The 14,457-nt window shown below is 70.7% G+C and carries 13 protein-coding genes and 1 riboswitch; of the genes, 4 read left to right on the forward strand and 9 right to left on the reverse strand.

What is annotated here, in order from left to right:
* Positions 1-4: 4 nt before the first annotated feature.
* Both DCW30_RS06385 and DCW30_RS06390 read right to left on the reverse strand, forming a co-directional pair.
* Positions 5-1,480, reverse strand: a complete 1,476-nt coding sequence (locus tag DCW30_RS06385; RefSeq protein ID WP_076685968.1) for an MFS transporter — start codon at positions 1,478-1,480, stop codon at positions 5-7.
* Positions 1,481-1,635: 155 nt separating this feature from the next.
* Entirely contained in the window at positions 1,636-3,006 is a 1,371-nt protein-coding gene (locus DCW30_RS06390; RefSeq protein ID WP_373569083.1) for a DUF445 domain-containing protein, read from the reverse strand.
* Between the two features lie 217 nt (positions 3,007-3,223).
* Here DCW30_RS06390 and DCW30_RS06395 point away from each other — a divergent pair, with 217 nt between their 5' ends.
* The gene (locus DCW30_RS06395) at positions 3,224-4,546 is read left to right on the forward strand and encodes an SGNH/GDSL hydrolase family protein (RefSeq protein WP_076685965.1); all 1,323 of its coding nucleotides are present in this window, start codon (positions 3,224-3,226) and stop codon (positions 4,544-4,546) included.
* A gap of 36 nt (positions 4,547-4,582) precedes the next feature.
* On the opposite strand, the gene DCW30_RS06400 is transcribed toward DCW30_RS06395, so the two are convergent.
* Genes DCW30_RS06400 through DCW30_RS06415 form a run of 4 tightly spaced genes read right to left on the reverse strand, consistent with a single transcriptional unit; the run spans position 4,583 to position 8,088 of the window.
* Positions 4,583-5,437, reverse strand: coding sequence for a DUF1707 SHOCT-like domain-containing protein (locus tag DCW30_RS06400; protein ID WP_062776288.1), 855 nt, complete (start codon positions 5,435-5,437; stop codon positions 4,583-4,585).
* Positions 5,438-5,447: 10 nt separating this feature from the next.
* Positions 5,448-6,428 carry an ABC transporter ATP-binding protein gene (locus DCW30_RS06405; RefSeq protein WP_076685963.1) on the reverse strand — a complete coding sequence of 327 codons (981 nt, stop codon included), beginning with the start codon at positions 6,426-6,428 and terminating at the stop codon, positions 5,448-5,450.
* Between the two features lie 6 nt (positions 6,429-6,434).
* Entirely contained in the window at positions 6,435-7,274 is an 840-nt protein-coding gene (locus DCW30_RS06410; RefSeq protein WP_076685960.1) for an ABC transporter permease, read from the reverse strand.
* Positions 7,267-8,088 carry an ABC transporter permease gene (locus DCW30_RS06415; protein WP_076685959.1) on the reverse strand — a complete coding sequence of 274 codons (822 nt, stop codon included), beginning with the start codon at positions 8,086-8,088 and terminating at the stop codon, positions 7,267-7,269. The genes DCW30_RS06410 and DCW30_RS06415 overlap by 8 nt, the downstream gene beginning before the upstream one ends.
* 189 nt (positions 8,089-8,277) lie before the next feature.
* On the opposite strand from DCW30_RS06415, the gene DCW30_RS06420 reads away from it, so the two are divergent.
* On the forward strand, positions 8,278-10,818 hold the full coding sequence (locus DCW30_RS06420; protein WP_079250114.1) for a transglycosylase domain-containing protein: 2,541 nt from the start codon (positions 8,278-8,280) through the stop codon (positions 10,816-10,818).
* A gap of 62 nt (positions 10,819-10,880) precedes the next feature.
* Here the strand turns inward: DCW30_RS06420 and DCW30_RS06425 are convergent, their stop codons facing one another.
* From DCW30_RS06425 to DCW30_RS06435, 3 genes are all read right to left on the reverse strand, one after another.
* Positions 10,881-11,201 carry a DMT family transporter gene (locus DCW30_RS06425; RefSeq protein ID WP_062776280.1) on the reverse strand — a complete coding sequence of 107 codons (321 nt, stop codon included), beginning with the start codon at positions 11,199-11,201 and terminating at the stop codon, positions 10,881-10,883.
* Between the two features lie 48 nt (positions 11,202-11,249).
* A riboswitch (guanidine-III (ykkC-III) riboswitch) is annotated at positions 11,250-11,315 on the reverse strand.
* A gap of 68 nt (positions 11,316-11,383) precedes the next feature.
* On the reverse strand, positions 11,384-11,728 hold the full coding sequence (locus DCW30_RS06430; RefSeq protein ID WP_062776278.1) for a GroES family chaperonin: 345 nt from the start codon (positions 11,726-11,728) through the stop codon (positions 11,384-11,386).
* Positions 11,729-11,780: 52 nt separating this feature from the next.
* Positions 11,781-12,101 carry a DUF3618 domain-containing protein gene (locus tag DCW30_RS06435; RefSeq protein ID WP_076685957.1) on the reverse strand — a complete coding sequence of 107 codons (321 nt, stop codon included), beginning with the start codon at positions 12,099-12,101 and terminating at the stop codon, positions 11,781-11,783.
* A 192-nt stretch (positions 12,102-12,293) separates the two neighbouring features.
* Here DCW30_RS06435 and bcp point away from each other — a divergent pair, with 192 nt between their 5' ends.
* On the forward strand, positions 12,294-12,761 hold the full coding sequence (gene bcp, locus DCW30_RS06440; protein ID WP_076685955.1) for a thioredoxin-dependent thiol peroxidase: 468 nt from the start codon (positions 12,294-12,296) through the stop codon (positions 12,759-12,761).
* A gap of 138 nt (positions 12,762-12,899) precedes the next feature.
* A complete protein-coding gene (proP, locus tag DCW30_RS06445) occupies positions 12,900-14,396 on the forward strand; it encodes a glycine betaine/L-proline transporter ProP (RefSeq protein ID WP_076685954.1) in 1,497 nt (498 codons plus the stop codon).
* Positions 14,397-14,457 lie beyond the last annotated feature (61 nt).

Raw genomic sequence — 14,457 nt, forward strand, 5'->3', positions numbered from 1 at the left:
CCTGTCACTCCACTGTGGAGAGCGGCTTCGCGATGTCCTCCAGTGAGCGGCGTTCCGCATTGACCGCCAGGGCCGCCGCCACCAGGCCCGCCGCGCACATCAGGCCCGCGCCGATCTGGAAGGCGAGGACCGTGTCGCCGACGACGCCCGACTCGGTCAGCTTCGCGAAGATCAGCGGGCCGCTGATGCCGCCTGCCGCGGTGCCGATCGCGTAGAAGAAGGCGATGGCCATGGCGCGGGTCTCCATGGGGAAGATCTCGGAGACCGTGAGGTAGGCGCTGCTCGCGCCCGCCGAGGCGAAGAACAGGACGACGCACCAGCAGGCCGTCAGGGTCGCCGCGCTCAGCGAGCCCCGGTCGAAGAGCCAGGCCGTGGCGAAGAGCAGGATGCCGGAGAGGAGGTACGTGGAGGAGATCATGATGCGGCGGCCCACCGTGTCGAAGAGCTTGCCGAGGAAGAGCGGGCCCAGGAAGTTACCGGCCGCGATGACGGCGAAGTAGTAGCCCGTGCTGCCCGAGGGCGTGTCGTAGAACTTGGTGAGGATCGCGCCGAAGCCGAAGGTGATGGCGTTGTAGAGGAACGCCTGGCCGACGAAGAGGGACAGGCCGAGCACCGCGCGCTTGGGGTAGTCGCGGAAGACCGTCCTGGCGATCAGGCCGAAGCCGATGCTCTTGCGCTGGTGGATGGTGATCTCCTGGCCGGGGGGTGGCAGGCGTTCGCCCTTCTCCTTCTCGATCTCCCGCTCCACCGACGTGACCAGGGCGTCCGCCTCCTCGCCCCGGCCGTGGATGAACTGCCAGCGCGGGCTCTCCGGGACGTGGCGGCGGACGAGGAGGATCGCCAGGCCGAGGACGACGCCGAGGGCGAAGGTGAGCCGCCAGCCGAGGTCCTTGGGGAAGATGCTGGTGTTCAGCATGACGACGGAGAGCAGGGAGCCGCCGATCGCGCCCAGCCAGTAGCTGCCGTTGATGATCAGGTCCACGCGGCCGCGGTACTTGGACGGGATGAGTTCGTCGATGGCGGAGTTGATGGCCGCGTACTCGCCGCCGATGCCGAAACCGGTGAGGAACCGGAAGACGAAGAACCACCAGGCGTCGAACGAGAGCGCGGTGAGCGCGGTGGCGGCGAGGTACACCGCGAGGGTGACCATGAAGAGCTTTTTTCGGCCGAACTTGTCCGTGAGGCGGCCGAAGAAGAGGGCGCCCGCGCAGGCCCCCGCCACATAGAGGGCTGCCGCGATGCCGGTGACCTGGGCGGAGCTGATCGCGAGGCCGCTGCCCTCCTCGGAGAGGCGGCTCGCGATGTTGCCGACGGTGGTCACTTCCAGGCCGTCCAGGATCCAGACGGTGCCGAGGCCGATGACGATCATCCAGTGCCAGCGCGACCAGGGCAGCCGGTCCAGACGGGCGGGCACGGCCGTGGTGACGGTGCCGGTGCCGCCCCGGTTCGGCGGCGGTGCGGGCGTGGACGACGCGGTCATGGCGGGCGGCTCCTTCCGCTGCTCCCACGTCGCCGGCCCACGGCTCGGCGGGGTCCGGGCGACGGCTCTCTCGTCGTCGGGAGAACGTCTCCAGAGTGCCCGGTGAACGCCCTCTCACGCGCGTCGGAGCCCGCCGGGCGGCCCCCCGGCCCCGCCTACGCCCCGGCGAGCCGCGACACCGTGTAGATCGCCAGGCCCGCCAGTGAGCCGACCACCGTGCCGTTGATCCGGATGAACTGCAGGTCGCGGCCGATGTGCGCCTCGATCTTCTTCGAGGTGTGCTCCGCGTCCCAGCCCGCCACCGTGTCGGTGATGAGCGAGGTGATCTCGTCGCGGTACGTCGTCACCACGTACACCGCGGCGCCCTCGACCCAGCCGTCGACCTTCCGCTGGAGCCGCCCGTCCTCGGCCATCCGCGCGCCGAGCGAGAGCAGCGAAGCCCGCACCCGCAGGCGCAGCTCGCTGCGCTCGTCCTCGGCGGCTGCCACGATCATCGCGCGCACGGACGACCAGGCCGAGGCGATCAGGTCCTGCACCTCGCCGCGCGCCAGGATCTCCCGCTTGAGACGCTCCACGCGGGCGCGGGTGTCGGAGTCGGACTGCAGGTCCGCGGCGAAGTCGGCGAGGAAGCGGTCGACGGCGCCGCGCGCGGGGTGCTCGGGCATGTCCCGCATCTCGGTGACGAAGCGCAGCAGTTCCTTGTAGACCCGCTCGCCGACCCGCTTGTCGACGAACCGCGGGGTCCAGCCGGGCGCGCCGCCCTGGACGGCGTCCATCACGGATTCGCCGTGCTCGACCAGCCAGTCGTGCGCCCGTACGCAGACCAGGTCCACGACCCGCTTGTGGCCGCCGTCCGCGACGACCTTCTCCAGCATCCTGCCGACGCTCGGCGCGATCTCCCGCGCGTCGGCGCGGCGCGTGATGGCCTCGCCGACGACCGCCTGCACGTCGGAGTCGCGCAGCACGGTGAGGGCGCCCCGCAGCGCCGTCGCCAGTTCGGCGGTGACGCGGTCGGCGTGCGCGGGCTCGGCGAGCCAGGCGCCGAGGCGGCCCCCGATGCCGACGGCGTGCAGGCGGGTGCGCACGACGTCACCGGAGAGGAAGTTCTCCCCGACGAAATCCCCGAGCGAGGCGCCCAGTTGGTCCTTCTTGTTCGGGATGATCGCGGTGTGCGGGATGGGCAGGCCGAGCGGGTGCCTGAAGAGGGCGCTCACCGCGAACCAGTCGGCGAGCGCGCCGACCATGCCCGCCTCGGCCGCCGCCGCGACATACCCCGCCCAGGCGCCGGCGCCGGAGTGCTGCGCCCACTTCGCCAGGACGTAGACCACCGCGACGAAAACGAGCAGGCCGGTGGCCGTCATCTTCATGCGGCGCACCCCGCGCCGCTTCTCCTCGTCGGCGGCGCTATAGGTGAAGCCGCCCCGGGTCGCAAAACCGCCCGGACCCGTTGCGCCGGCGGAGCGAGTGGGCCGCCCGCCGTCCCCCCTGTCCGGTTCCGTCGCTTCCTCCGCCTTTGTGCGGTTCACTCACACCACCCGACCCGTCCGCCTCGTCCTCATCCGCATTGTCTCCGCGTCATGTGTTCTTCGTCCCTTCCTGACCTACTCCTGGAACGAACGACAAGTTCCCGGCGTCTGGTAATGCGGAGGGGGGCACCGTCGGCCGCCTCACGGCCCATGCCGCATCATGGGGTGATCACACCGGAGCCTCGGGGCTCCCCCTGCCCGAGGAGAAAGATCCCGCATGACCAAGCGACACGGTTATGCCCTTCTCGCCGCGGTCCTCGCGGTCATAGTGGTGGTCTCCGCCGCCATATACGTCGGTGTCACGGGCGCCGGCGACGACTCGCGGGACACCATCAACGCCGGTGGACGCCACCCGCGCAACTCCGCCGCACCCGCCTCTTCGGGCACCTGGGTCGGCTCCTGGTCCGCCTCCCCCGCCGGCGCCGAACCGCGCACCGAACGGAAGGGTTTCGCGGGCCGCTCCATCCGCAACGTCGTGCACACCAGCGTCGGCGGGGCCAGCGCCCGCATCACCCTCTCCAACCTGTACGGGGCCACGCCGCTCAGCATCACGCACGCCTCCATCGCGGTGGCCTCCGCCACGAACGACCCGGCCGCCGCGGCCGGCACGCTGCGCCGCCTGACCTTCAACGGCAACACCTCGGTGATCATCCCGCCGGGCGCCCAGGTGATGAGCGACGCGGCCAGGCTCCGCGTCCCGCACGACAGCGACCTCCTCGTCACCACGTACTCCCCCACCCCTTCGGGCCCGGTCACCTACCACCCCCACGCACGCCAGATCAGCTACGTGGCGGACGGCGACCACACCGAGGACCCGAACGCCGACGCGTACACCGAGCAGAGCCCGTTCTGGCGCTACCTCACCGCGGTGGACGTGCTGAGCAACGAGGCCGACGGCACCGTCGTCGTCCTCGGCGACTCCATCACCGACGGCATCTCCTCCACGATGGGCGCCAACCGCCGCTGGACCGACGTCCTCGCCGACCGCATGCGCGACGAGCCGGGCGCACCCCGCTACGGCGTGGTCAACCAGGGCATCAGCGGCAACCGCGTCCTCTCCGACGGCAACGGACAGCCCGCCGTGAACCCCAGCGGCCTCTCCCGCTTCGACCGCGACGTCCTCGACCGCACGGGCGTCAAGGCCGTCGTCATCGCCCTCGGGGTCAACGACATCCTGCGCAACCCGCACCAGAACGACCCCGACCGCATCGTCGGGGGCCTGCGCGAGCTGACCCGCCAGGCGCACACCCGCGGCCTGCGCGTCGTCGGCGCGACGCTGATGCCCTTCGGCGGCCACCGGGGGTACGAGCCGGGCCTCGAAGCGGTCCGGCAGTCGGTGAACGAGCAGATCCGCTCCGGCGAGGTCTTCGACGACTTCGTCGACTTCGACCGCGCCCTGCGCGACCCGTACGACCCGCGCAGCCTGCGCGCCCAGTACGACTCCGGCGACCACCTGCACCCGTCCGACGCGGGCTACCGCAAGATGGCGCAGACGTTCGACCTCGCGCACCTGAAGGGCTCGGCCGCGGCGGAGCTGTAACCCGCGCCGCCGCCGGGCCCCTCCCGGCGGCGGACCTCAGTCGCGCTCCCTGCGGCGCTCCCGCTGCCTCCGGTGCTCGTCCAGGATGTCCTCGTGTCCGCGCATCTGGAGCTCATGGCGCTCCTCGTGCTCGACGCGGTGCTGCTCGGAGCGCTCCCAGTGCGCCGCGCGGCGCCGCTCACGGCGTTCGAGACGCTCCAGGCGGCGCTCCTCCTTGATCCGCAGCTTCTCGGCCCTGCGCAGCTTCCGCTCGACGCCGACGCCGCCCATCAGCGCGTACCCCTTGACGACCACGCGCGGCGAGCCCGGGGTGCCGAGGCCGGTCGCCTCGTCGTCCACGCCGCCCATGATGCCGAAGCCCTTGACGGTGACGTTCAGTTCGGGCGGCACGATGACCTGCAGACCGCCCATGATCGTGAAGCAGCGGATCTCCACGTCGCGGTCGGCGAAGTACGCCTCCCGCAGGTCGATCTCACCGCCGCCCCACATCGCGAACGCCGTGAACTGCCGCCCGATCGTCCAGCCGCCCTTGCGGCTGAACCCGCTCCAGAGCGCGAAGCCGCCGGTCGAGGTGGGTTCGCCGTCGACCATCCGCCGCGCCCAGTCGACCCCGGCCGGGTCGTCGTCGCCCACCTGCCGCTTCACCATCGACACCTTGGCCCCGTGCGAGGGCAGATCACTGGTGATCGGCTCCAGCTCGCCGTACGTACGGGCCTTGTACGTGGCGTCGAGCCGCTCCTCGAACTCCGTCATGTCCAGACGGCCCTCGGCCATCGCGTCCCTGAGTTGCTCGGCGACCCGCTCGCGGTCGGCGTCGGAGGCCCGCAGATCGGGCAGTCGGGGCCCTGCGGGCTCGTGGGGTGTCCCCCCGGACGATGCAGCGTCACTCATGGTGTGCAGCCTACGAGTTCGTCTTCTCCGCGTACATCTTGGCGATGACCGCTTCGATGTCCGGCTCCCTGACCGACAGATCGGCCAGCGGGTACTCCGCCGCGATCCGCGCGACGAGCGGAGCCGCCGACTCCGCGGCGGGGAACGCGAGCCACTGCCGCGGCCCCTCCACCCTCACCACCCGCGCCGAACCGGCGTCGATCGGCGGAAGCTCCCGCTCCAGGTCCACTACGAGGGTGCGCTCGCTCTCCCCCACCTCGTGCAGCCCGGCGAGCGCGCCGTCGTACATCAGGCGCCCGTGGTCGATGACCATCACCCGGCGGCACAGCTGCTCGATGTCGGTGAGGTCGTGTGTGGTGAGCAGGACCGTCGTGCCGGACTCGGCGTTCAGGTCCCGCAGGAACCCCCGCACCTTCGCCTTGCTGACGACGTCGAGGCCGATCGTCGGCTCGTCCAGGTAGAGCACCTCCGGGTCGTGCAGGAGCGCCGCCGCGATGTCGCCGCGCATCCGCTGCCCAAGCGAGAGCTGCCGCACGGGGACGTCGAGGAGGGCGCCGAGTTCGAGGAGTTCCACGCACCGGTCGAGGTTCTCGCGGAAGCGGGCGTCGGGGATGCGGTACATGCGGTGCATCAGGCGGTAGGAGTCGATCAGCGGCAGGTCCCACCAGAGCGTGGTGCGCTGCCCGAAGACCACGCCGATCCGGCGGGCGAGGCGGGTCCGCTCGCGGGAGGGATCGATCCCGGCGACGCGCAGCCGCCCGCCGCTCGGGGTGAGGATGCCGGTCAGCATCTTGATCGTCGTCGACTTCCCGGCGCCGTTCGGCCCGATGTAGCCGACCATCTCCCCGCGCGGCACCGTGAACGAGATCCCGTCGACGGCCCGCACCTGCCGCCGCTCGCGCCGCAGGAACCCCGTCTTCTTGCGGACGTCGAAGACCTTCTCGACGCCGTCGAGAACGATCAGGTTCTCCGGCCCTGCTGTCTCTGCCACCGCGGTTCAGCTCCCTGTGCTGCGATACGAACGAAGACCCGAGCGCCACACCAGACCCGCGAGCCCCAGACAGGCCGCGGCCACCGCCGGCGGCGTGAAAGCCACCCACTCCGGCAGGTCCAGCGGATAGGGCCGCCCCAGGACGTACAGCGCGGGCAGCCAGTTCACGAAGGCCAGCGGCAGGATGAAGGTGACGCCGCGCACCAGGTCCTTGGCGAAGACGGTCGGCGGGTACTGGAGCAGCGTGGTGCCCCCGTAGGTGAAGGCGTTCTGCACCTCGGCCGCGTCCTGCGCGAGGAACTGGAAGGCGCCGCCCGCCACGAACAGGGCCGCGAAGATGGCGGCGCCGCAGAGCAGCATCAGCGGGACCATCGCCGCCTTCAGCGGCGTCCAGTCGACGTCCGCGGCCACGAGCGCGTACACGAGGACGAGCGAGCCCTGCGTCAGGCGCCCGATCCTGTGCAGCCCGAAGCGGTCGGCGGCGACCTGGGCGATGACCGGGGCGGGCCGCACCAGCAGCGTGTCCAGCGTGCCGTCGCGCACCCGCCTGCCGAGCCGGTCCATCGAGCCCATGGCGAGGTCCGCGAAGCCGAACGCCGTGCACGAGACCCCGTACAGGAAGGCGATCTCGGACAGGGAGTAGCCGCCGAGCCGGTCCACCTGGGAGAACATCAGCAGGATCGCCGCGAAGTCGAAGGCGGTCACCGCGAAGTTGCCGAACGCGGTCATCGCGAAGGACACGCGGTAGGCCATCAGGGAGCGGATCCACATGGCGGAGATCAGCAGATAGGCCCGCAGCCCCTCACGCAGCCGCGACGGCTCCGACGCCCGCGAGGTCTCAGCCACCCTGGACCACCACCCGGCGCGTCGCGACCGCCTGGAGCAGCCGTCCGGCCGCGAACAGCGCCACCGCCCAGCCGAGCTGGAAGGCGTACGTGCCGAGCAGGTCCGCGCCGCCGACCGTGCCGAGGAAGACGTCGGCGGGGAGCTGGAGCAGCGCCGACCAGGGCAGCGCGCGGGCGATCTCGCCGAGCACCCCGGGGAAGACGTTCAGCGGCAGCAGCATCCCGGAGAAGAAGGTGCCCGCCAGCATCGCCACCTGCGTCACGCCCGCCCCGTCCATCAGCCAGAACGCGGAGAGCGCCACCAGGAAGCGGATCGCGAAGCTGACCAGGACGCCGAGCGCGACCGCCACCGCGAACGCCAGCCAGCGCAGCGGCTCCGTGGGCAGCGCCAGGTCGAAGACCAGCGCGCCGACGGCCATCGGCGCCACACCGCGCCCGAGGAGCTGGAACAGGCCCCGGCCCGCGTCGGTCGCCAGCCACCACGCCTGGAGGTCGGCGGGGCGGTACAGGTCGACGGCGATGTCGCCGGTGCGGATGCGCTCGATCAGCTCCGCCTCGAAGCCGCCGCCCATCAGCGCCATCACCGTGAGCAGCGCCTGCCCCAGCCACACGTACGTGACCGCCTGCGCCTGGTCGTATCCGCCGAGCCCCGGCCGCTCGTCCCAGAGCGCGATGTAGGTGTACGCCAGGATCAGCCCGAAGACCGTGTTGGTGAACACCCCCGCCGCCGTGGCGATCCGATACGTGGCGTATCTGCGGAAGGCCGATTGCGCGACGGCGGCGTACAAACGGAACCGTCCTGTACGCACGTGCATCCCTTCCACCGTGAGCCTCGCCCCGAAACGGAGCAAAGCCCAGGATCGTAGTGTGGGGGAGACCACGCGTGCCAGGCATTTTCGGGTACCAGGGCGCGTGCCTTGGTCACCGGCGGGTGTGACGGCAGTGTGCAATGGGGTGTACGAGGCGTACTGGACGTACGACGCTAACCGGGAGTTCCGCGAGACATGAGCGACGAGCCGCAGCGGCAGGGCCCTGATGAGGGGCGCCAGGGCTGGGCGCCCAGGGAGCCCGAGGACAGGCCGTCGGGCGCCCCCGAGGGCACGGCGGCCGGCGGGGGCGGCGCGGCCGGCGGTGACGGGGCGGGGGCCGGGCACACCGCGGAGTCCGTCCGGGCCGACGGCGGCGGCGAGGGCGGTGGCAAGACCGGCGGCAAGGGCAAGGAACCCAAGCGGCCCAAGCGCAAGGGCTGGCGGCGGATCTTCCCCACCTGGCGCATGGTCCTCGGCGGCTTCATCCTCGTCGTCCTGCTGGTCGTGGGCGCCTTCATGACCGGCTACTTCCTGGTGGAGATCCCCCCGGCCAACGCCGCCGCCACCAAGCAGAGCAACGTCTACCTCTACGCCGACGGCACCGAGATCGCCCGCGACGGCAAGGTCAACCGCGAGAACGTGCAGCTCAAGCAGGTCCCGCTGACCGTCCAGCACGCCGTGCTCGCCGCCGAGGACCGCGACTTCCACAGCGAGTCCGCCGTCGACCCCAAGGCGATGATCCGCGCGGCCTTCAACACCGTCACCGGCAAGGGCAAGCAGTCCGGCTCCACGATCACCCAGCAGTACGTGAAGAACTACTACCTCGGCCAGGAGCAGACGGTCACCCGCAAGGCCAAGGAGTTCTTCATCGCGATCAAGCTGGACCGCGAGGTGAGCAAGGACGACATCCTCTCCGGCTACCTCAACACCAGCTACTTCGGCCGCAACGCCTACGGCATCCAGGCCGCGGCCCAGGCGTACTACGGCAAGGACGTGAAGAAGCTCACCACCGCCGAGGGCGCCTACCTCGCCACGCTCCTCAACTCCCCCAACGCCTACGACGTCGCCACCCACCCCGAGAACAAGCCGCGCGCGACCGGGCGCTGGAACTACGTCCTCGACGGCATGGTCGAGCAGGGCTGGCTCGGCAGGTCCGAGCGGGCGGGCATGAAGTTCCCGATGCCCGACGAGGCCAAGGGCACCGCGGGCCTGTCCGGGCAGCGCGGCTACGTGGTCAAGGCCGTCGAGGACTACCTCACCGACAACAGGATCATCGACGAGGACCGGCTCGCCAAGGGCGGCTACCGCATCACCACGACCCTCCAGAAGGACCGCCAGGACGCCTTCAAGAAGGCCGTGGAGGACCAGGTGATGTCCAAGGTCGACAAGGACGCCCGCAAGGTCGACCGCAACGTCCGCGCGGGCGGCGCCTCCATCGACCCGGCCACCGGCAAGGTCGTCGCGATGTACGGCGGCATCGACTACACCAAGCAGTACGTCAACAACGCCACGCGCCGCGACTACCAGGTCGGCTCCACGTTCAAGCCGTTCGTCTTCACCTCCGCGGTGGAGAACGGCTCGGTCACCCAGGACGGCCTCCCCATCACGCCCAACACCGTCTACGACGGCACGAACAAGCGTCCGGTGCAGGGTTGGAGCGGCGGCGCGTACGCCCCCGAGAACGAGGACCAGGTCTCCTACGGCCGGACCACCGTCCGCGAGGCCACCGACAAGTCCGTGAACTCGGTGTACGCGCAGATGGCCGTCGACGTCGGCTCCGAGAAGGTCAAGGACACCGCGATCGCCCTCGGCGTCCCGAAGAACACCCCCGACCTCACGGCCTCCCCCTCCATCGCGCTCGGCCCGTCCACCGCGAGCGTCCTGGACATGACCGAGGCGTACGCGACCCTCGCCAACCACGGCAAGCACGGCACGTACACGATCGTCGAGGAGATCGCCAAGGACGGCGAGCGGATCGAGCTGCCGGACCAGGACGCCACCGAGCAGGCCGTGTCCCGCGAGGCCGCCGACACCACCACCTCCATCCTGCAGAGCGTCGTCGAGGGCGGCACCGGCACCGCCGCGCAGGGCGCGGGCCGCCCCGCCGCGGGGAAGACGGGCACCGCCGAGAACGACACGGCGGCCTGGTTCGCGGGCTACACGCCCGACCTCGCCACCGTCGTCGCCGTCATGGGCCAGAACCCCGACACGGGCGCGCACACCCCGCTGTACGGGGCGCTCGGCGAGGCCCGCATCAACGGCGGCGGCTACCCGGCCCGCATCTGGGCGCAGTTCACGAAGGACGCCCTGGAGGGCGAGCCGGTCAAGGACTTCGACCTGATCGTCGAGGAGGGCGCGGACCAGCCGCCGCCGCCCGACCCGACGGCCACGGGCGACACCGAGGAGCCGGACACCGACGGCGGCGCCACCGGCGGGGGCCCCACGGACGGCGGCGCCACCGACGGCGGCCAGGGCGACGGCGGCGTCACCGACGGCGGGCCGACCGACGGCGGTCCCACGGACGGGGGCCCCACGGACGGCGGCCAGACCGGTGATCCGACGGGCGGCCAGACGGACGGCGGCCCGTCGACGACCGGCGGCCAGACCGACGGCGGCACGGCCGACGGGGGCGCCGCACAGGGCGGGCCGGCCAACGGCGGCAGCACGGGCCCCGGGGAAACGGCCTCCGACGGCGGCGCGACGGACGGGGACGTCATCGGAGGCCTGGACCCTTGAGGCCCTTCACACCTTGAGGCCATCAGACCTTGAGGCCCGCGAGCCCTTGCGACCTTGAGGCCTCAGTGGCCCGAGGTCGCCTTCAGGCCGACCACGGCGACGAGCAGCAGGCAGACGAAGAAGATCCGGGCGGCGGTGACGGGCTCACCGAGCACCACCATGCCGAGCACCGCCGCACCGGCCGCGCCGATGCCGACCCACACGCCGTACGCCGTGCCGATGGGCAGCGACTTCGCCGCGTACGACAGCAGCACCATGCTGGCGACGATGCCCGCGCCGGTGCCGAGGCTCGGCCAGAGCCGGGTGAATCCCTCGGTGTACTTCATCCCGATCGACCAGCCCACTTCGAGCAGACCGGCGATGATCAACAGAACCCAGGCCATGACGGCACCTCCGACGAGTACGGACGCCGTGCGGCGTCCACTGATGGGGGTGCGTCGTCTTTGCGTAACCCGGTACGGCGCGTCTCGTCGGGTGTCCCCACGGTAGCAAACGGCACGTCGGAGGGGCCGGTGACGATGGTCACCGGCCCCTCCGACGAAAGGCCTGCCGTCCGGGCGCGCCTCTACAGATAGAGCCCGGTGGTGTCCTCGGACCCCTCGAACCGGTCCGCGGCGACGGCGTGCAGATCGCGCTCGCGCATCAGGACGTAGGCCACGCCCCGCACCTCGACCTCGGCGCGGTCCTCCGGGTCGTACAGGACGCGGTCGCCCGGTTCGACCGTGCGGACGTTCTGCCCGACCGCGACCACCTCGGCCCACGCGAGCCGCCGGCCCACGGCCGCCGTCGCGGGAATCAGGATGCCGCCGCCGGAACGGCGCTCGCCCTCGCTGGTGTCCTGCCGCACGAGCACGCGGTCGTGCAGCATGCGGATGGGCAGCTTGTCGTCGTGGTGGGTCTTTGCGCTCACGCCCCGAACCTACCTGCCCCGGCGGCCCCTGTGGTCCCCGGGTACCGGGAGATCAGCTGCTGCGGCGCCGGGAGCTCACGACGAGGAGCCCCACGAGGCCCACGGCCACCAGGGCCACCGGGACGATCCGCTCGATGCGGGGCGAGCCGTCCGGTGAGACGAGCTGGCCCCGCACGTCGGAGACGAATCGGTTCGCCCCCACGTACGCCCGGCCGAGTGAGTTGTCCACGCTCGCCGCGACCTTCGCCTTCGCGTCACCGACGATCGTCTTCGGGTGGACACGCACCCCGATCTCGTCGAGCGTATCGGCGAGCTGGTCGCGCCGGCGCTTGATGTCCGCCTCGATCTGCGCAGGGGTCCTGGCATCCGACACCGCGCTGCCTCCGTGGGTCGTATCGGTCGTTACGGTCGTTTCGCTCGTGTTCGAGAAACGATGAACGTCTGACCCACAGTCTGTCAGCTCCGGGCCCACCGCACCCCACGGCACCCCTATTACGCTCGACTCCGTTCACCACACCTGTTGCGAAGCACCCCGTTGCGAAACACCCCCGCGAGGAGACCGAAGATGAGCGAGCGACTCCAGCCCGGCGACACCGCCCCCGCCTTCACCCTGCCCGACGCCGACGGCAAGGACGTCTCCCTGGCGGACCACAAGGGCCGCAAGGTCATCGTCTACTTCTACCCGGCCGCGCTCACCCCCGGCTGCACCAAGCAGGCCTGCGACTTCACCGACAACCTCGACGCGCTGGCCGCCGCGGGCTACGACGTCATCGGCGTGTCGCCCGACAAGCCGGAGAAGCTCGCGAAGTTCCGCGAGAAGGAGAACCTCAAGGTCACGCTGGTCGGCGACCCCTCCAAGGAGACCCTTGAGGCGTACGGCGCCTTCGGCGAGAAGAAGCTGTACGGCAAGACGGTGACCGGCGTCATCCGCTCCACCGTGGTCGTCGACGAACAGGGCAAGGTCGAGCACGCGTTCTACAACGTGAAGGCGACCGGCCACGTGGCGAAGATCATCAGGGACCTCGGCGTGTGAGCCGCCGGGCGCGGGCGCCCCGTATACCCGCCGGACTGTGACAAACGCCCCCCTCACGGGGGGCGTCCGTTTGCGTCGGCGATGTTCGAGCAAGTGATCCACGGGGGAGCTTGTCCGAAGAACGAAAGGAACCACTCCATGGCGGCCCACGAAGCGACCGAGGCCGATCACGAAGCGGTCAGACGTCATCGCACGCTGTTCCGGGCCGTGAAACGCCGCAGGAACCCGCCGCTCCGGCGCACCGACATCACGGTCACGGACGAAGCCGCGGTCAAGCGGGCGGTCAAAGCGGCCTCGCTCGGCAACGCCATGGAATGGTTCGACTTCGGCATCTACAGCTATCTGGCCGTCACCATCGGCCACGTGTTCTTCCCGTCCGGAAACGACACGGTCCAGCTGATCTCGTCCTTCGCGACCTTCGCGGTCTCGTTCCTCGTGCGCCCCATCGGCGGCATGGTCTTCGGGCCGATGGGCGACAAGATCGGCCGCAAGAAGGTCCTCGCCCTGACCATGATCATGATGGCCATCGGCACCCTCGCCATCGGTCTGATCCCGTCCTACGCCACCATCGGCTTCTGGGCCCCGGTCCTGCTGATCTTCTTCCGCCTGGTGCAGGGCTTCTCGACGGGCGGCGAGTACGGCGGCGCCTCCACCTTCATCGCCGAGTACGCCCCCGACAAGCGGCGCGGCTACTTCGGCAGCTTCCTCGAACTCGGCACCCTCGCCGGCTACACCGGCGCGGCCGGCCTGGTCCTGATCCTCAACTCCGCGCTCGGCCCCGACACCATGGAGTCCTGGGGCTGGCGCGTCCCGTTCCTGGTGGCGGGCCCGCTCGGCCTCGTCGGCCTCTACCTGCGGCTGAAGCTCGACGAGACGCCCGCGTTCCAGAAGATGGAGGACCAGAGCTTCCACGCCGCCTCCGAGGGCGCGTCCACCGTGGAGACCACGGCCAAGGGCGACCTCAAGAAGATCTTCAGCCAGTACTGGCCGACGCTGATCCTCTGCGTCGCGCTGGTCGGCGCGTACAACATCACGGACTACATGCTGCTGTCGTACATGCCGACGTACCTCTCGGACGAGCTCGGCTACGACGACTCGCACGGGCTGCTGATCCTCATCGGCACCATGATCGTCCTGATGCTGATCATCAGCCAGGTGGGCAAGCTGTCGGACCGGTTCGGCCGCAAGCCGCTGCTCATGACGGGCATGGTGAGCTTCCTGGTCGTCTCCATCCCGGCGTTCCTGCTCATCAAGCAGGGCAGCCTGCTCGCGGTCTCCGCGGGCATGCTCCTCCTCGGCCTCTCCCTGGTCTGCCTCCTCGGCACCATGTCGGCGACGCTCCCGGCCCTCTTCCCCACCTCGGTCCGCTACGGCTCCCTCTCCGTCGGCTACAACCTCTCCGCCTCCCTCTTCGGCGGCACGGCCCCGCTGGTGATAACGTCGCTGATCAGCGTCACGGGGACGGACATGGTCCCGGCCTACTACTCGATGGCGGCGGCGCTCGTCGGCATCATCGCGGTGGCCTGCATGAAGGAGACGGCCCAGCAGCCGCTGTCGGGGTCGCCGCCGTCGGTGGGGACGAAGGAGGAGGCGGCGGAAATGGTCGAGGCCCAGTCCCCGTCCCCCAAGTTCTGACCCCACTCCCCTCCTTCAGGCCCCTCCCTCTGCGGCCCGCCTCTCTCTCTCTCCCCCCCCC

Origin of the sequence: Streptomyces alfalfae (genome assembly GCF_004127445.1) — a bacterium.
GTDB classification, from domain to species: domain Bacteria; phylum Actinomycetota; class Actinomycetes; order Streptomycetales; family Streptomycetaceae; genus Streptomyces; species Streptomyces alfalfae.

Bases quoted from the DNA above. Each gene is read 5' to 3' on its own strand.
- DCW30_RS06415 (WP_076685959.1), bottom strand. From the start codon at position 8,088: ATGCACGTGCGTACAGGACGGTTCCGTTTGTACGCCGCCGTCGCGCAA.
- DCW30_RS06395 (WP_076685965.1), top strand. From the start codon at position 3,224: ATGACCAAGCGACACGGTTATGCCCTTCTCGCCGCGGTCCTCGCGGTC.
- DCW30_RS06400 (WP_062776288.1), bottom strand. From the start codon at position 5,437: ATGAGTGACGCTGCATCGTCCGGGGGGACACCCCACGAGCCCGCAGGG.
- proP (WP_076685954.1), top strand. From the start codon at position 12,900: ATGGCGGCCCACGAAGCGACCGAGGCCGATCACGAAGCGGTCAGACGT.
- DCW30_RS06385 (WP_076685968.1), bottom strand. From the start codon at position 1,480: ATGACCGCGTCGTCCACGCCCGCACCGCCGCCGAACCGGGGCGGCACC.
- DCW30_RS06425 (WP_062776280.1), bottom strand. From the start codon at position 11,201: ATGGCCTGGGTTCTGTTGATCATCGCCGGTCTGCTCGAAGTGGGCTGG.
- DCW30_RS06420 (WP_079250114.1), top strand. From the start codon at position 8,278: ATGAGCGACGAGCCGCAGCGGCAGGGCCCTGATGAGGGGCGCCAGGGC.
- bcp (WP_076685955.1), top strand. From the start codon at position 12,294: ATGAGCGAGCGACTCCAGCCCGGCGACACCGCCCCCGCCTTCACCCTG.